Origin of the sequence: Pseudomonas purpurea (assembly GCF_039908635.1) — a bacterium.
GTDB classification, from domain to species: Bacteria; Pseudomonadota; Gammaproteobacteria; order Pseudomonadales; family Pseudomonadaceae; genus Aquipseudomonas; species Aquipseudomonas purpurea.
Map to the genome: position 1 here is coordinate 5,751,410 of NZ_CP150918.1, position 17,196 is coordinate 5,768,605.

Consider the following 17,196-nt stretch of genomic DNA (forward strand, 5'->3'; position numbering starts at 1 on the left):
CTCACGCGAACTCGCACGTCACGCTAGCGTCGCCGTCGAGCGTCGCATGCACGCGCTTGAGGCTTTCACCAGTGGCCATGGCATCGAGCAAACGGTCGGCCACCAACGGCAGCACGTGCAGGTCGAGCAAGTGGTCGATCAGGCGTGCGCCGCTGTCGCTTTGGGTGCAGCGTTCGGCCAGGTGATCGACCAGGTTCTGGCAGTACGTGAAGTCCAGCTGACGACGGTTCAGGCGTTCGCCCAACCGGCCCAGTTTGATTTCGATCAGCTCGCGCAGCACCGGGCCGCCCACCGGGTAGTACGGGACCACGCGCATACGCGCCAGCAGCGCCGGTTTGAAGTGCTTGCTGAGCACCGGGCGAATGGTTTCTTCGAGCACTTCGGCGGTGGGACGCGCACCGTTTTCACACAGATCACTGATGCGGTCGCTGCCCAGGTTCGAGGTCATCAGGATCAGCGTGTTGCGGAAGTCGATTTCACGCCCTTCGCCGTCGTTGGCCACGCCTTTGTCGAAGATCTGATAGAACAGGTTCAGCACGTCCGGGTCGGCTTTTTCGACTTCGTCGAGCAGCACCACCGAGTACGGTTTCTGGCGCACGGCTTCGGTGAGCATGCCACCCTCGCCGTAACCGACGTAGCCCGGCGGTGCGCCGATCAAGCGCGAAACGGTGTGCTTCTCCTGGAATTCGGACATGTTGATGGTGGTGATGAAACGATCACCGCCGTACAGCAGGTCGGCCAATGCCAACGCGGTTTCGGTCTTGCCGACGCCGCTTGGCCCCACCAGCAGGAACACGCCCACCGGTGCATCGGGTTTGTTCAGGCCAGCCGCGGTGGCACGCATCGAACGGTCGAGGGCGTGGACGGCTTGCTCCTGACCGCGAATGCGGGTGCGCAAATCAGTGGCGAAGCTCGCAACCTTGGCGTTGTGCTCACGGGCCAGTTGCGCCAACGGCACGCCGGTCCAGGCGCTGATCACTTCGGCAACCAGACGCGGGCACACCTCGAAACTCACCAGGCGTTCCTTGACCTGGGCATCGGTCAGGGCGCGGTGGGTTTCGTTCAGCGCGGCTTCCAGCGTCTCGACGCTGTGCGCTTCATCGACCGGTGTTTCCAGGGTTTCGATGACCGTGCCTTCGGCGTCTTCTTCCACGGTCACGGTCGGTTCAACGGCGGCGGCTTCACGGGCCTTGGCCAGTTGCTGACGCAGCTCCAGCAGGCGCTCGGCCAGTTCCTTCTGCTCGGTCCAGAGGGTTTCCAGGGCGACCATTTCGTCTTCGGCGGCGGCCAGGCGATCTTCCAGCGCGTCCAGCGCTTCGTGATCAATCAGCAAACCGGCTTCGGCGTCGCGGCGCAGGGCCTGACGCTGACGGCCACCTTCGGCCAGTTCACCGCGCAGGCGTTCCAGGCTTTCCGGAGCGGCGGCCAGGCTGATGCGTACGCGGGCGCACGCGGTGTCGAGGACGTCGACGGCTTTGTCCGGCAGCTGCCGACCGGCCAGGTAACGAGCGGACAACTCCGCCGCCGCGACCACCGCGTCATCACGCAGGTAGATGCCGTGGCTCTTCTCGTACACCTGAGCCAGGCCACGCAGGATGGTCACCGCTTCGCTGACGGTCGGTTCGTGCAACTGAACCGGCTGGAAGCGACGGGCCAGGGCCGGATCTTTTTCGAAGTATTTTTTGTATTCCGCCCACGTGGTGGCGGCGATGGTGCGCAATTCGCCACGGGCCAGGGCCGGTTTAAGCAGGTTGGCGGCGTCCGAACCACCGGCGTTGCCACCGGCACCGATCAGGGTGTGGGCTTCGTCGATAAACAGGATGATCGGTTTCGGCGAGGCTTTGACTTCGTCGATCACACCCTTGAGGCGACGTTCGAATTCACCTTTGACGCTGGCGCCTGCTTGCAGCAGGCCCATGTCCAGCGACAGCAGCTCAACACCCTTGAGCACTTGCGGCACTTCACCGGCAGCAATGCGCGAGGCCAGGCCTTCGACGATGGCGGTTTTGCCGACACCGGCTTCACCGACCACGATCGGGTTGTTTTTGCGCCGACGGGCGAGGATGTCGACCATCTGACGGATCGCGCCATCGCGGCACAGCACCGGGTCGAGTTTGCCGTCGCGGGCCTGTTGGGTCAGGTTGTGGGTGAAGCGTTGCAGCAGGGATTCGCCCGGCACGGCGGGTTTGCCGGTGGCCGGTTCTTCCTTCTGCGACAGGGCGAAATCTTTCAGCCGGTCAATGTTCAATTTCGCCAGCAATGGCTGGTAGCGGCTACCGGCATAACGCATCGGGTTGCGCAGCAGGGCGAGGATCAACGCAGCCTGTTCGACCTGGCTCTGGCCCAGTTCAAGGTTGGCCACCAGCAACGCATCTTGCAGCCACTGCACCAGCTCCGGGGCGAACACCGGGTTGCGCGAGGCGCTGTGCTCGACCCGCGATTGCAGGGCCGCGCTCAGTTCACCGGCGTCCACTTCAGCGTCCTGCAACGCGCGTGCGAGCAAGCCTTGCGGACGCTCCAGCAAGCCTAGCAGCAGGTCTTCGACGAGGATCTTGCTGCCGCCGCGCGCGACGCAGCGTTCGGCAGAACTTTCCAGGTCGCGACGGGTTTCGGCGTCCAGCGCCTGGATCAGTTGTTGCAGGTCTACGTTGATCATAGGTCTCACATCCTTAATGAATTTTGCTGCCCAGAGTCACCACGCCGTCCGCTTTTTCGCGGCCCAGCCAACTGGTCCATCCCAGGCGACAGGCGTTCTGCTCACCGATGCGCAGTTCGCGGATTTCTTCCTGGCGCAGAACCAGGCGAATGTCGTAATCGAGCGGATCACGCAGGGTGAACCGCACCAGCGCGCAAAGCGGCTGGTAGCCGAAACCGATTGGCAGGAATTCGTGGAAGCGCTGCCAGTCGAGTTCGCGGATGTGAATCCGGAACTTGCCGCTGCGGTCGCGCACCCGCTCACCCAGCACCAGGTCTTCACCGAGCTGGCTATTAGCGCGACCGAGGCAGTTGCGCTGCTCTTCGAGGATTTCCACGCGGCGCTCGATGCACTGCTCGATGGTCAGCTCCGCGTGTTTGAAGTAGTACCGCAACACGGCTTCGATCAATGCCGCCGAGTGCGCCCGCAAACTCAACAGGCCCAGGTATGGCAGCAAGCGTTTCCAGTTCAGTTCCTTGGCCCGGCGAATGTCTTCGCCGCCCAGCCCGATCAGCGCAAACAGCTGAGAGGAAAACGGGTCGAGGGCGCCGCTCTGGAAGCTGGCGCGGTAGCGGTACTTGCGCCAGATCGGCAGCATCAGGCGTTGCAGGCGATGATGGAACAGATCGAAGAAGTTGCGCGTCGGGTTGCCGTCCTCGCTGTCGCCCAGGGCCTGTTCGCCGTAGAACGCCGGCAGCGGCGAGCCGGAACCGACCAGGCCGATCAGGTTGAAACGCATGCGCGCGCGCAGTTGCCCGTGCTCTTCGAAAAACTCCACGCGGTCGACGTCGCTGCCGGGGAAACCCAGGCTCGGGTTGGCCTGGAATTCCAGCTGGTCGTACAGGTCCTCTTCGCTCAGGAACGGGTGCGCCTCGCGCAGCCGGTCGATGACCAGCAGCACGCCCTGAAACAGCGAGTACTCGCGTATTACCCGGCTCAGCCCGCTTAAAGCAGGGGCTGCAGGCCCATACGTGGTGTCCATTGGTACACCTCTCCCTGTGTGCTTTTTACCCGCAGCTCGTGGTACGAATTGAGACTGGCGTAAAGCGCGAAAAACTCGTTAAGAACCGAGGCGAACACGAACAGGTCGCCTTCGCCGATGTAGCCTTCCGGGTCGATGGTCAGCTCGGTGCGCAACCCGCGCAGCGGCAAACCGCGATGCAAACGGTCGACATGCTGGTGACGGATCGACTTGAGCCCGCCCAGCAAACGCTTGCTGACCTTCTCGGCGTGTTGGTCGTAGTAGCGCGGCAAGTCGTAGGTTTCGAGGATCACCTTGAGCGCGTCGACGTTGGCCAGCGACAGGTAGTTGAGCGACATGTTGCTGATCAGCTTCCAGAGGAAGTCACGGTTCAGCGGCGGCGCAAAACTCGACGTGGCCGGGGTGATGTTGCGGAAACTGAGGAACTCCGGCGTCTCTTCGCAGGCCATACAGATGTCGCCCAGCTTGAGGCGACGCGGCAGGTTCTGGTTGGTGCACATCAGCTCGATCGACAGGGTTTCATGGGCTTCGGTGTGACGAATGCCGAAGCTCAGGTAGGTATCGAGGCCATCGTGCAGCAACGAGGAACGCTGGCGGATGCTGTAATGCGGACGGCTTTGCGGCACGTCGAAACTCGGGTCGTGCTCGAAAGATTCGAACGGCACGTATTCCTGATAACCGAGGCCGCCGGGCTTCCATCCGGTCACGCCTTCAACGGAGAACACGCCGCAGTTTTCCAGGTCGAACTCGGCCGGCAGCAGCAGGTACTCGTCCTGTTTGCCGTCCAGGCGAATCGGCAGCGCGTCGTGTTCGAACAGGTTGACGATCGGCGTGCAGTAGAGCTTCACGTTGTCCAGGGTCGGGCGCAGCCGCTGGATGCCGCTCTTGCGGATGTCGAAGCGCAATTCCAGGCCACGCATCTGCTTGAGGGTGTCCTCGGGCAAGGCCTTGAGCAGGTCCAGGCCGGTCAGGTCGACGAACAGGAACTTGTCCTGGAAGGCGAAGTATTCCTGCAAGTAGCGGTAGCCACGGAAGGTATTCAGCGGGTACGGGATCAGTGCCTCTTCTTCGGCAAAACCCACCGGCTGCACGCGGTCGCCCGGCATTTTGAACGCCATCGGCATGCCGTTGACGCCATTGAGCGGCTTGCCCGAACCGTCCAGCGGGATCAGTTCGATGCCCGCAAGGTTGCGCAGCAGGCTGAGGTAAAGCATCTGGCTGATGTAGCGCTCGCCAGCCAGGTGCAGGCGCAAGCGGCTGAGGTCCAGTTCACCGATGTGGCCGTCGCAGGCCATGTCCAGGCGCAGGCTCAACAGCGAACCGTCGCCCTTGACCGAGTAGGTCAGCGCGGTCAGGTCCAGTGGCAGGACTTCGGTCGGGTAGCAGGTGCGGAAGCGGCAGCGCACGTCATCGATCGGCACGCTCTCCACCGGTGTATCGCGCTCTACGCGCAGGGCCGGGCCGGAACGCTTGAGCGGGTCGAACTGCAAGATACTGAACGCCGGCAGCGGGCGCATGTAGTTGGGCCACAGCAGGTGCATCAGCGAGTGACTGAGCTCCGGCAATTCGTCGTCGAGCTTCTGGCGCAGGCGTCCGGTCAGGAACGCGAAACCCTCCAGCAGGCGCTCGACGTCCGGGTCACGCCCGGCCTGACCCAGGAAAGGGGCCAGCGCCGGACTACGTTCGGCGAAGCGGCGACCCAACTGGCGCAGCGCGGTGAGTTCGCTTTGGTAGTAGTGATTAAAGGACACGGGTTACCTGCCTGATTCGGGTTGCTGTTGAGCCCGCCACGTCCATGCGTGCGGCTGTATTCAAGGGAGCGAAACTCATCGATAAAACGTCCAGTAGAGCGCAACCGTCAGCCCTGAAATGAAATAGCCGGCGATGAGCAGATACGGCAAAAGTACCACCCACATGACCATCATCCCGAAACCGACCAGGTCCCCCGTCAACAGGGTGACCACGCCATACAACACCCATGCCCCGGCATAAAAAGGGATGAACAACAGCGGGGCCAGCCATACGCTGCGCAGTACTTGTTTCTCGGTCCGCCCGTTCAACGAGCGCGTTGCCCACACGGCAAACACCAGGTACGCCAGCGGGCCGAACGCGAACACGCAAATCATCACCACCTGCCGTGTATCCAGCCGCTGGGCGCTACCGTCCAGCCACTCGCCCAGCATCGCCCCCAGCAACAACACGAGCGGAAGCCACAGGGCAACCCTGAAGAACCACCGTTGACCGGCACTAAGCATGGCGACACCGCAACTCAAGCGCGGCGCCCACTACTTCACGCCGCTCGAAAAACTCGACCCAGGCCTGAGGCGCCCCGCTCTGCTGGAAAAACGCCTGCTGCGCGGGTTCGTCGAGGTTTTCCCAGAACGGCTGCCAATAGACGTCCCACCACCACTCAAGGCTGCCTTGCAGGCCAAGCAACTCACTCGGGTCGACTTCCGGAAACACCACCCACGGTCCGGGCGGCGTGATCGGCAGGTCGCGCACGGCTTCGACCAGCGCCAGGCTGTTGGTGACCAGAATCACCACCCGTGCATTGAATTCGTCGTATTCGCGCAACGACACCACCGCGCCATGAGCTTTCTTCAGCGTGCGGAATCGCTCGGTGTGCGCCACTTCGCTGACGAAGCCTTCGCGCTCGATCAACCGGTGCAACCGGGCAAGGCTGTCGGCGCACGGCATGAAGGCCATCTGATAAGCCCCAAGGCCTACCGAGTCCAACGCACGCACCCACGGATAGCCACCGCCGGGAGCGTGGCCGCCGAGCGGGAAGTACTCGGCAATCTCCTGCAACTCCTGTGCAAGCCCGGTTGGTTTCGGGGGCGCCGCTCTGCGCTTCCACCACCGGTCCAGCCCGACGCTCAGCACAATCGCCATCAAGGTGAACGTGCCCTGCCCGAGGCCATAAAACAACGTTCGCAGCGGATGGTGCGGCAGCAGCCACAACGGAATCAGCAGCACCATCGCCGCCCATAGCCCCAGCTTGGCCTTGAGGTTCGGTAACAGGGCGATCAGCAGGTTGACCACCAGAAACAACTCGAACAAAAACTTGCTGGTCAGGCGAATATTCACGCCACGGGAGGTCAAGCCGCCGTTGATCGCGCTGTAGGTGTCCGCCACCCAGTTGTTGAGAAGCACGTAACCGACACAGAAAAGACTGTGGATAAGCACGCTGCAAAGAATTCGGGCCACGGGGTTCATGCCGGACTCACATTGGCGTACCAGGAACCGACCAGTTCCATGGCAATGAGTGTCGCCAGCACCATGAAGGTCAGGCCGCGGTGCAACCACGATTCGCGTAAGGTGCGACTCAGACCGCTGACGATCAGCAGCAGGCTCAGGAACGCGAGGCCACCGAACAGAATGCTGTCGGCCACCACCATCAGGTAAAAGCGCAGTTCGTCCGGCAGGGTGATCATGGGCAAAATGACCCGTCGACGATGCTCCAGCTGCGTAAGCGGCCGTTCTTTTCCCGTTTGACCTTGGCCACGGCGTAACGCAGTTCGTCAGCGGTCACGGTGCGGGTTCGTTCAGGCCCTTTGACGGTCAACCAGTAGCTACAGGTGATTTGCGGGCTCACGTCTTCGCCGTAGGACAGGTAACTGGCCACATAGGCGCGCTCGCCCGGCGCGATGACATGCGCAGGTATTGGCGGCAAAAAATTGCTGCTGCCATGGGACTCGATCTCCAGCGGCACCCCACAGGTGTTTACGAGAACAATGTCGTTGTTGTAGGTCAGCTGTGTGGTGCAACCCGCCAGTAACGCGCCGCCCACCGCCAACGACATCTGCATGAATGTTCTAACGCTCACTGCCGGCGATCTCCTTTGTTCTTGGTAATGGGCAGATACGCCGTGACCGAGATTTCTTTGATGTCGGCACTGCTGATCTGGGACACCGTCAGGGGCGTACCGCTTTGGGTTCCATAACGAATCCAGCCCTCGCTCAGCAGACTTCCGCTTTCATAGCGCACCTGCACCCAGTAATCCGGTGGGTTGGACCGGGTGATCTCCACGTAATACCCGCCGTCCTCGGCCCCCAGCCATTCAGCCTTGGGGTGATCGGCCAACACCCGTGGTGCAGGCTTGTCGAAGCTCGCACCGCCGAGAAACACCCCGCCAAGAATGATCGCCAGCGCCCCGACCACACTGAGGAAGTGGCGCAACCACTTCCATGCCACACCGAGCCCCTTCATCGCGTGCACCATGTGCGGAAGTCACGCGAGTCGAAGCCTGCGCACTCGGTTGTCTTGGCGAACGCGAGATAAGGGGCATCCGGTTCGTAGCTAAAGTAGTAATAGTGTTGCGCGTCCTTGCCATAGACCCACCAAGAGCTCGATCCCTGGTTGATTTCATAGGGTTCGAAGGTCCAGATCGATGACTCTGCGGGGATGAAATTCACCCGGTCCATGAGCAGCATCAAGGCGTTGGAAACCACTGGCGTCGTCCAGGCCAGGAACGCCAAAACCGCTACGAGAGCGGTCATTGGCCAAAGGGTCGGGCGCAACCTCATTTTCAGCTGTCCCCCCCGGTTTCAAAGGGGGCGTTGTTGGCTGACGGTGGCGCGAAAAAAGCCTGACTGACCCTGGCTTGACCACACTCCGGAACAGACCAGCCCTGATAACCTTTAACGGTCGGATAGATCGCGCGGTTGAATGCCCACTGCGAAGCCTCGTCCACCGTGAACTCGTTCTGCCAGATCATCCATTCGGACGACCTCAGCAATGTCCCGTCCTTGGCGTACACCTTGAAATAGGCTTCGCTGGCGAAAATGCGCACCAGGCTTCCGGCGACACCGAGGGCCGAGTACTGGGGAATGTAGGAGTTGATGTAGCACGTCTCGCTGTCGTTCCAAGTGGTGGAATAGACATGAGCCAGCCGTCCCGCCTCCACTTTCACATAACAGGCGCCTGAGACCACAGCCACAAAGGTCAGGGCAATCAACAGCAAAACGCTACGTCCCTTCATGACCATCGCACCCTGGTTCAGAACTGCCCATTGCATGTCCCTAGTTGATCTTGACTTGGCCACTGCCATCCAGGCGCGCGGCAAAACTGACCTGACGCTTGAAACCTTCCACCTCCAACAGGCCTTCGATACTGAAGGACAGTCGCAGCTGGTCGTTGTCACGCGGCAGTGAAACGACACGCACATTGCTCAGGCGCGGTTCGTAGGCTTCGATGAAGCTTTCGATGGCCAGGCGGGCCTGACTCAGAGAGTCGTGCAGGCTCAGGCGCATGTCGTTGAGATCGGGTAACCCGTAATCGGACAGCGTTTGCACGCTGCCCGCACGGGTGCTGAGCATCTTGGCCAGATGGGCAGCCACCGACGCCATGGCGGAGGCCTCGCGGCTCCAGCCGACGCGTTTGTCCGCGTCGCCACCCAGGCGTTCGAAAAGGCTGCCGTATCCAGTCATGAGTGAGCTCCGGGTTTACTCTTTGTCCAGCTTGCCAACCAGCGACAGGGTGAAATCGGCACCCATGTACTTGAAATGCGGGCGCACATTCAGGCTGACGCGGTACCAGCCAGGCTCGCCTTCAACATCGCTGACGATGATCTGGGCAGCGCGCAGCGGACGACGGCCACGGACTTCGGCGCTCGGGTTTTCCTGGTCGGCCACGTACTGGCGGATCCACTTGTTGAGTTCCAGCTCGAGGTCGGTACGTTCTTTCCACGAACCGAGTTGCTCGCGCTGCAGCACTTTCAAGTAGTGAGCCAGGCGGTTGACGATCATCATGTACGGCAGTTGGGTGCCGAGCTTGTAGTTCAGCTCTGCAGCCTTGCCTTCGGCACTGATGCCGAAGAACTTCGGCTTTTGAACCGAGCTTGCGGAGAAGAACGCGGCGTTGTCGCTGCCTTTACGCATGGTCAGGGAAATGAAGCCTTCCTCGGCCAGTTCGTATTCACGACGGTCGGACACCAGCACTTCGGTCGGAATCTTGGTTTCGATTTCGCCCATGCTTTCGAAGTGGTGCAACGGCAAATCTTCAACCGCGCCACCGCTTTGCGGGCCGATGATATTCGGGCACCAGCGGAATTTGGCGAAGCTGTCGGTCAGCTTGGTGCCGAACGCGTAGGCCGTGTTGCCCCACAGGTAGTGCTCGTGGCTGTTGGCGACGGTTTCTTTGTACACAAACGATTTCACCGGGTTTTCTTCCGGATCGTACGGGTTGCGCAGCAGGAAACGTGGCACGGTCAGGCCGATGTAACGCGAGTCCTCGGACTGGCGGAAGCTCTGCCATTTGGCGAACTGCGGGCCTTCGAAGTGATCTTTCAGATCCTTGAGGTCCGGCAGGCCAGTGAAGCTTTCCAGGCCGAAGAATTTCGGGCCGGCCGCCGCAATGAACGGGGCGTGAGACATGCAGGCGACGCTGGACACGTACTGCATCAGTTTCACGTCTGGCGAACTTGGCGACATGTAGTAGTTAGCGATGATCGCGCCCACAGGCTGACCACCGAACTGGCCGTATTCAGCGGTGTAGATGTGCTTGTACAGGCCTGCCTGCATCACTTCCGGCGAATCTTCGAAGTCGTCCAGCAGGTCCTGCTTGGAGACGTTGAGGATTTCGATCTTGATGTTTTCGCGGAAGTTGGTGCGGTCGACCAGCAACTGCAGGCCACGCCATGCCGATTCCAGGGACTGGAAGTCAGGGTGGTGAAGAATTTCGTCCATCTGACGGCTGAGCTTGGCATCGATCTCGGCGATCATGCGGTCAACCATGGCCTTCTTGACCGGCTCACCGTTGTTCTGCGGCTTGAGCAGTTCTTCGATGAACGCCGACACGCCGCGCTTGGCGATGTCGTAGGCTTCGTCGTCCTTGGTCAGGCGGGTTTCAGCGATGATGCTGTCGAGAATGCTGAACTCGCCGCTCTCGTTGTCTTTCTGCTGTGCTGCACTGGTGCTCATAGTGTTGGCTTCCTTGGCTGATGGAGACTCAGGCGTCCGAGGCTGCGGCGTTCAAGCCCAGCTCACCCAGTACGCGACCGCGGGATTCGTCGTCGGCGAGAACGCCTTCGATGGCTTTGCGGAAGGCCGGGGCGTTACCCAGTGGACCTTTGAGGGCCACCAGCGCATCGCGCAGTTCCATCAGTTTTTTAAGCTCAGGCACTTGCTCGACCAGGCTGGCCGGGTTGAAGTCCTTCATCGAGTTGACGCGCAGTTTCACTGCCAGCTCGTCAGTCTCGCTGTCTTCCTGAAGGCGGTTAGGCACGCTCAGCGTCAGGCTCAGCTCTTGCTTGGCGAGCACTTCGTCGAAGGTCATCTTGTCGATGCTGATCGGCTTGCGATCTTCGATTTTGCGTTCGTCCGCACGGTGGGTGTAGTCACCGATTGCCAGCAGTTTCAGCGGCAGTTCAATCTCTTCCTGAGCACCGCCGGTGGCGGGTTTGAAGGTGACGTTGATGCGTTCCTTGGGGGCTACCGAGCCTTCTTTGGCCATGGCTTTTCTCCTTGCGGTTGTGGCCCTGGGGCCTATTCGAGTACCACTTCGAGGTCGAGGTGGCACAGCCTGCGATAAATCTCTTCCTTGCGTTCTCGCACTGCGTGGTTCTGCGGCAACAACTCACAGCAGCTATGCAGGAGGTGCAGCACTTCCAACGCAAGATCAGGCTCCCAGGCGTGCAAGCCTGAGTTCTGTAATTCTGAATCGAGGGTTTCGAGCTGGGTCTTGGCCAGTTCGTACTTCTTGGCCTGGAAGCACAGCCGCGCCAGGCTGAACTGCCAGAAAAACCGTACGCGCCCGCCCTGTGCGGCTTGCAGGCCCTGCTTGAGCACCTGCACGGCGGCCTTGAGGCCGTCCTTGCGCAGGACCGGCAGCACTTCTTCGAGCGCCAGCTCCCACGCCGGTTGGCTGGCGCTGACTTCGACCTTGCGCGGCGCGCTGGCGGTTTGCAGATGGGGCATCACGTTGGCGCTGATCCAGGCACGGGTGGCCGGGTCGGCGAACGGCGCACCGTCGTGGTAACGCAGCTCGACGATCCCCGGCAGACGCTGAATCAACAATGCGAAGTGGATTTCCACTTCGCGCATGGCCAGTTCGGCGTTGAGGTTCTGCAAGCACTCCCAGACCATTCGCTGGCCGTCGAACCAGAACGGCGCCTTGCCCAGGCTAGCTTCGAGTTCCACCAGCAGGTCGGCGTATTTACCTTGGTCGAAGCGGTCCTGATAGGTCTTCAGCCTGTCTGCCGGCAGCCCGCGCAGCGCGGTGATCTGCTCGGCGTTACGCTCGGGCACGGCGTCGATCGGCAACCACAGCAAGGTGCGGTTCAGGCGCAGGGCGCGCAGGTCGGTGGCTTTCTGTTTCAGCCACCAGGCGCACAGCGGGCGCGCATTTTCCTGCTGCGCGCGCAGGGCCTTGTGGGCTTCTTTTTCGTTATCGATCGGGGCGCCGGGGGTGAACAGCTGGGTCGCGGCCTGCTTGACCTGGGCCACCACCGCACCCACCGCACCGGGTTCCGGCTGGTTGTCGGCGGCGCGCTGGACCATGTTTTTGACGCGGCGGCAGATCGGCAGCAACAGCGGCGCGTCATCGCCCAGGTGCTGGGTCAGCGCAGTGTCCAGGCCTTCAAGGTTTTCCACCAGGCGGCGGAACAGCGGCAACTGCTCCTTGATCGGAACGTTCTCGCTGAGCACCTGCTCCAGGCGCGGTACCAGCCAACCGACCGCGGCGGCGCGGGTGCGCAATTTGGCCGGATGCACCTGCTCCCAGTGCTTCTCGCACAGGTAATGCAATAAACCGATGCCCGCCAGCAAGCCCTGGAACGATTCGCGCTGGTACAGCGCCCACGTCAGCCAGGCGCCCACGCGCAAATCCTTGGACTGGGTTCGCAGCAGGGTTTCACTGTTTTCGAGGATTTTCAGCCAGTCGATCTGACCGCTTTCGTGCATGGATTGGGCTTTGCCCAATTCACTCTCCAACGCTTCGAATTCGCTCGAAAAGCGAACATCCTCGCCCGCAAAATTCTCTTTGGAAACAGAGGACTTAGCGAGTTCAAGGTAATGAGCAGAGAGTTTGCTTGAGTAGGACATCCATGGCCTTTATTGAGATAACGGTCGAATCACCAGCCGAAGTTTCGGCGGCGCTGGACAGTATCAAGAGCATCGTAAAAGACTCATCCGATTGAGTGTCGTGCTCTATAAGTCGGCGCATCGTACTCACGATGATGGCCACTAGCAAGCATCCGATTAAACAACAAGACGAAGTGTTCGCTGTAGCGCGTAGGTGATCTCCCTATATGTGACAGGGGAGACCCTGATGTCAGTTTAATATTGTCGCTTTCTGCCAATCGCCCCGAAACCGTTGAGCCAGAGGGTTTCGCAGACCTGACCGGAATCATTGATACAGTCGCTCTCTGAGACCGGCGAAAAGCATGACTAGAATAAAAACTGATAAATGTAGGAAATCTCTGAAAAGTTGCTGCAGTCAATTTCCAAGCCGATAGGCGACAACAGCCAATAAAAAAGTGCCACTAATCTGACAGCACTTCGTATTTCAGCAAACACCTCAATTTCGGCCATGCACCGCGAAAAACACATGAACTTACCCCCATCACATTGAGCTGCGGCCAACAGTATCGATGGCTTTCTCTTCACTATGGGTAAGGAATTAACTCAGCATCATTTCATGACCCCTCGCAGTCGCTGCCGACCATCCTGAAGTGCGGAAGTTTCTGATTGAGCTTCGGGAGTCGTCCTACAGCCATCCTTTTGCCATCTTGTTAGCGTGCCCGGCAATTTACGCGTGCAGGCCAAGGATGGCCTGGGCATCGCGCTTCATCGCCTCCCAGCTTAAGGATAAGCGTATGTTTGCGTCGGCCAACACTGCGCACTTCGCACTTCAAATCCCTGCTGTTCGCAACGTCTTCCAGGTACTGGCCTTTGCAGGGACTGAAGCCATCAGCGCCTTGTACGCAATCCAGGTGTCACTGGTCAGCGAGCACCCTGATTTCGATCTGGAAAGCCTGCTCAGCCAACCCGCCTTTCTCCAGTTCGGCCTGAAGGGCGAAGGCATTCATGGCCGTATCGAAGAGGTATTGGTGGGTGAAAGCGGTCAACGCCTGACCCATTACCAACTGACCCTGGTGCCCGCGCTGCACTATTTGCAGTTCAGCCATCAGCAACGGATTTTCCAGAACCTGACGGTGCCGCACATCATTGCGCAGGTGCTCAAAGGTCACGGTATTCAGGCGGATGCCTTTACCTTCAAGGTCAGTACCCGCCCGGTGCGCGACTATTGCACCCAGTATGGGGAAAGTGATTTTGAGTTCGTCCAGCGCCTGTGTGCCGAGGACGGTATCGCGTGGCACCATCAGCATTCGCCTGAAGGCCATCTGCTGGTGTTCACCGATGATCAGGCCTGGTTTCCCAAATTGGGTGAAACCCCTTATCAGCAAGGCTCTGGCCAGGTGGCAGACAACCCGACCGTCAGCCAGTTTTCCCAACGCTTCAGCACCCGTACCAGCACCACTACGTGCCGCGACTATGACTTGAAACGCCCGAGTCAGTTGCTGGAAAGCAGCTTCACCGCCGAGTTCAGCCCTGCGCTCGAAGACTATCGCTACCCGGCGCCTATCGAGAATGAAAAGCGCGGCAAACAACTCGCCCGCCAAGCCCTTGAGCGGCACCGTACCGATTACCAGTTGGCCGAGGGCAAAAGTGACCAGCCGACTCTGCGTAGCGGTCACTTCTTCGACTTGACCGAACACCCGCGCAAGTCCTGCAACGATTTGTGGCTATTGCTCAGTGTGACGCACCAGGGGAAACAGCCTCAGGTGCTGGAAGAGGCCATCACCAGCGACGTCAAACCGCAAGACGGCTTCACGCAAGGCTACCGCAACCGCTTCAGCGCCATCCCATGGGACGTGTTCTACCGTCCACCGCTGCGCCCGCGAAAAACCGTGCAGGTCAGCCAGACCGCCCGCGTCACCGGGCCGGTTGGAGAGGAGATCTTTTGTGATGAGTTTGGCCGAGTAAAGGTCGAGCTGCCCTGGGACCGGGCGGAACTCAACAGCGATAAAAGCAGTTGCTGGCTACGGGTTTCATCGAGCTGGGCGGGAGAGAGCTTTGGTGCTGTGACCCTCCCGCGTATCGGTATGGAAGTGGTCGTGACCTACCTGGAAGGCGATCCCGACCAACCGTTGATTACCGGTTGCGTGCCCAACAAGGTCACGTCCGTACCCCATCTCTTGCCCGCGAACAAAACCAAAACCGTACTGCGCAGCCAAAGCTCTCCGCACACCGGTGGTTACAACGAACTGTCGATTGAGGACCGCGCCGGGCAGGAAAAAATCTACTTGCGCGCCCAGCGCGACCTCGAACAACTGATCCTCAACGACAGCGACACCAAAATCGGCAACGACCGCCGCGAACAGATCACGCGCGACAGCCACAGCCTGATCAAGGGCGACGAATTGCACACCACCCAGGGCGTGCGCAACACCGTTGTCGGCGGCAACGAATTAATCAGCATCACCGGCAACAGCAGCACCACGGCGGGCGGCACGCTGGTGATTCAGGCCGGCCCCCACGCGCACCTCACCGCCGCCCAGGTGGTGATCGACGCAGGGATGAGCCTGTCGCTCAAGGCTGGCGGCCACCACCTCGTGATCAATGCAGCGGGGATTTTCAGCAGCGTGGCCATTGTCGAGGGCGGGGCGCCCGTGCCCGGTATGGCGCCACTGCAAGCAACAGAGGCGCTGGCTAGTGAACTGCCTGCCATCATCCTCAGTCCGCAATCCCTCGTTTTAGAGACCCAGCAAAGAGCGACTGACTACTGCCCGCTCTGCGAGGCTTGTCGCGATGGCCTGTGCAGTATTGGAGATAACGCATGAGCACGTTGGAGCAATGGCTACACGACCAGTCCGCGACAGGGCGGCACTTTTACCTGGTGCTGGACTCCCTCGGGCAAGCAGATGAGCGCAATACGTTGGTCAGCGAGCTGGGAACTCAGCGCTACCGTAACCTGTACATTGGTACACCCGCTGAGTCGCTGGCGAAAAACGGGCCGTACCTGTTTGAACTCGACTCGTTTGATCTCCCGGCGCTCCGGACCTTGCTCACGTCGCCAGAGCGCAACTGGGGTTGGCTGGCCAGCGCTGAAAACACCGACCTCGATACGCTGAGCGCCCATTGGCGCGAGCGTCTGGTGACTGGCGAACGCCCCCATCAAGCCGTCTATCGTTTCCACGATAACCGCGTGTTAGCACGTGCGCTGGCCTACCTGCCACCTGAACAGCGCCCGGAGTATCTGGGGTCGATGGCCAGCGTATGTTATTGGCAGGTTGAGCAATGGAGGGTCACTGACAACCCCGCGCCGGGCCAGTACCCGCTGCCAACAGACCCCGCCTGGTGTCATACCCCTACGCCAGAAGCCACATTCAAGGGCGTACAGTTCGACAATACGCGCCGCTACCTGGTCCGCGAACACACCGACAACCTGCTCAGCCTGGCCCAGCAGCAGGACATTGATACCTGGCTACGCGGCCAGTTCGACCTGGCGCACACCTGGGGTTGGCAGGAACCGGACAGCATTCATTTTTTACTGACGCAAAGCTTGCAAGCGCCGGATTACACCCCACCAAAAAACTGGCAACCCCAGCCCAATGAAACCCCGGCGATGCACTTTGACCGGGTTTATCAGGAAACGCTGTATTGGCAGGGAGATGCCCCCGTATGAAGCGCGTCATTCACCGTTTAATCCTTGGCAGTTGCCTGGCCCTGAGCGTGGGCTGCTCAGCCACCGGTAAGCCCAACACCTTTACCTTTACCGCCGACTTGCCACCGGACTTTGCCTATGTTGCGACCGTGACCTACGTGCCCGTCCCTGGCCAATCCTGCAACCTGGACAAACGTGACAACCTGAACCCGCAGTTCAACCGCGAGTGGCAGACCGAATACAAGCCCGATGCGCAGATCGAAATACGCCGTACCCGCAAAGGTTGCGAGTTGGTGCTGAACAGCATTCAACTCGATATCAACGCAGCCTACGGAAAGGACATCGGTGAGTTCGGCGGAGACACCGGATTTATCGCGGTGCGGGACTACCTCGACCCCCACGACAAAGGCACCTTCAATGCTGCTGGCGAAAGCCAGTTTTCGGGCCAGTGCCAGTGGTTTTTCCGCACGATTGGCCCAAAGCGTTACATCACCAAAATCCTTTACTGCAAAAACACTGATGCTCAGGGCAATGTCACCAAAGGTCGTCCGTTTGCCGCGTACACCCTCGACCAACTCCCAGGCAAAACCGTGAAGCTGAAGATCAAGCTGGCGGATGGGGAAAAGCCCGCTATCGGCGACACCTGGGTCAAGGTGCCCGGTGGCTGGAAGCGTTGTATGGGCGACAATTTTGAAGACCAATATGCCTTTTGCTATGGCAATTACAAAGACTTCAGCACTTTCAAAATGCCCGATGGTCGCAACTGCAGCATTTACCCAGGCTGCACCGAAAACAAGGAGGTGACCCCATGAACGGGCTACCCCAGCCCAATGAAACCCCGGCGATGCACTTT

The 17,196-nt window shown here is 60.2% G+C and carries 17 protein-coding genes; 3 read left to right on the forward strand and 14 right to left on the reverse strand.

Translation table 11 applies throughout. The features are described from left to right. Position 1: 1 nt before the first annotated feature. From tssH to tssA, 14 genes are all read right to left on the reverse strand, one after another. Positions 2-2,656: a type VI secretion system ATPase TssH gene (gene tssH / locus AABM54_RS26065; protein WP_347902752.1), complete on the reverse strand. Its 2,655-nt coding sequence runs from the start codon at positions 2,654-2,656 to the stop codon at positions 2-4. 13 nt (positions 2,657-2,669) lie between these two features. Next, complete coding sequence (gene tssG, locus AABM54_RS26070; protein WP_347902753.1) at positions 2,670-3,677, reverse strand: type VI secretion system baseplate subunit TssG; 1,008 nt, start codon at positions 3,675-3,677, stop codon at positions 2,670-2,672. Further along, positions 3,641-5,428: a type VI secretion system baseplate subunit TssF gene (tssF, locus tag AABM54_RS26075; RefSeq protein WP_347902754.1), complete on the reverse strand. Its 1,788-nt coding sequence runs from the start codon at positions 5,426-5,428 to the stop codon at positions 3,641-3,643. The genes tssG and tssF overlap by 37 nt, the downstream gene beginning before the upstream one ends. A 75-nt stretch (positions 5,429-5,503) precedes the next feature. After that, entirely contained in the window at positions 5,504-5,932 is a 429-nt protein-coding gene (locus AABM54_RS26080) for a hypothetical protein (RefSeq protein ID WP_347902755.1), read from the reverse strand. Continuing rightward, a complete protein-coding gene (locus AABM54_RS26085) occupies positions 5,925-6,893 on the reverse strand; it encodes a hypothetical protein (protein ID WP_347902756.1) in 969 nt (322 codons plus the stop codon). Before AABM54_RS26085 ends, AABM54_RS26080 begins: the two co-directional genes overlap by 8 nt. Continuing rightward, the gene (locus tag AABM54_RS26090; protein ID WP_347902757.1) at positions 6,890-7,111 is read right to left on the reverse strand and encodes a hypothetical protein; all 222 of its coding nucleotides are present in this window, start codon (positions 7,109-7,111) and stop codon (positions 6,890-6,892) included. The genes AABM54_RS26085 and AABM54_RS26090 overlap by 4 nt, the downstream gene beginning before the upstream one ends. Beyond that, positions 7,108-7,503 (reverse strand): hypothetical protein, encoded by a 396-nt coding sequence (locus AABM54_RS26095; RefSeq protein WP_347902758.1) that lies wholly within the window; start codon positions 7,501-7,503, stop codon positions 7,108-7,110. Before AABM54_RS26095 ends, AABM54_RS26090 begins: the two co-directional genes overlap by 4 nt. Beyond that, the gene (locus tag AABM54_RS26100) at positions 7,500-7,886 is read right to left on the reverse strand and encodes a hypothetical protein (protein WP_347902759.1); all 387 of its coding nucleotides are present in this window, start codon (positions 7,884-7,886) and stop codon (positions 7,500-7,502) included. The genes AABM54_RS26095 and AABM54_RS26100 overlap by 4 nt, the downstream gene beginning before the upstream one ends. Then, positions 7,883-8,176 carry a hypothetical protein gene (locus AABM54_RS26105; protein WP_347902760.1) on the reverse strand — a complete coding sequence of 98 codons (294 nt, stop codon included), beginning with the start codon at positions 8,174-8,176 and terminating at the stop codon, positions 7,883-7,885. The genes AABM54_RS26100 and AABM54_RS26105 overlap by 4 nt, the downstream gene beginning before the upstream one ends. Before the next feature lie 29 nt (positions 8,177-8,205). Beyond that, complete coding sequence (locus AABM54_RS26110) at positions 8,206-8,694, reverse strand: hypothetical protein (protein WP_347902761.1); 489 nt, start codon at positions 8,692-8,694, stop codon at positions 8,206-8,208. Positions 8,695-8,698: 4 nt separating this feature from the next. Then, positions 8,699-9,106 (reverse strand): type VI secretion system baseplate subunit TssE, encoded by a 408-nt coding sequence (gene tssE, locus AABM54_RS26115; RefSeq protein WP_347902762.1) that lies wholly within the window; start codon positions 9,104-9,106, stop codon positions 8,699-8,701. A 15-nt stretch (positions 9,107-9,121) separates the two neighbouring features. Further along, a complete protein-coding gene (tssC, locus tag AABM54_RS26120) occupies positions 9,122-10,597 on the reverse strand; it encodes a type VI secretion system contractile sheath large subunit (RefSeq protein ID WP_347902763.1) in 1,476 nt (491 codons plus the stop codon). Positions 10,598-10,625: 28 nt separating this feature from the next. Then, positions 10,626-11,129, reverse strand: a complete 504-nt coding sequence (tssB, locus tag AABM54_RS26125; RefSeq protein WP_347902764.1) for a type VI secretion system contractile sheath small subunit — start codon at positions 11,127-11,129, stop codon at positions 10,626-10,628. Positions 11,130-11,161: 32 nt separating this feature from the next. Then, the gene (gene tssA, locus AABM54_RS26130) at positions 11,162-12,718 is read right to left on the reverse strand and encodes a type VI secretion system protein TssA (protein WP_347902765.1); all 1,557 of its coding nucleotides are present in this window, start codon (positions 12,716-12,718) and stop codon (positions 11,162-11,164) included. A gap of 773 nt (positions 12,719-13,491) precedes the next feature. Here tssA and AABM54_RS26135 point away from each other — a divergent pair. Genes AABM54_RS26135 through AABM54_RS26145 form a run of 3 tightly spaced genes read left to right on the forward strand, consistent with a single transcriptional unit; the run spans position 13,492 to position 17,155 of the window. After that, positions 13,492-15,519: a type VI secretion system tip protein VgrG gene (locus AABM54_RS26135; protein ID WP_347902766.1), complete on the forward strand. Its 2,028-nt coding sequence runs from the start codon at positions 13,492-13,494 to the stop codon at positions 15,517-15,519. Further along, positions 15,516-16,364 carry a DUF4123 domain-containing protein gene (locus tag AABM54_RS26140; RefSeq protein WP_347902767.1) on the forward strand — a complete coding sequence of 283 codons (849 nt, stop codon included), beginning with the start codon at positions 15,516-15,518 and terminating at the stop codon, positions 16,362-16,364. Before AABM54_RS26135 ends, AABM54_RS26140 begins: the two co-directional genes overlap by 4 nt. Further along, positions 16,361-17,155: a hypothetical protein gene (locus tag AABM54_RS26145; RefSeq protein ID WP_347902768.1), complete on the forward strand. Its 795-nt coding sequence runs from the start codon at positions 16,361-16,363 to the stop codon at positions 17,153-17,155. Before AABM54_RS26140 ends, AABM54_RS26145 begins: the two co-directional genes overlap by 4 nt. Positions 17,156-17,196: the final 41 nt, after the last annotated feature.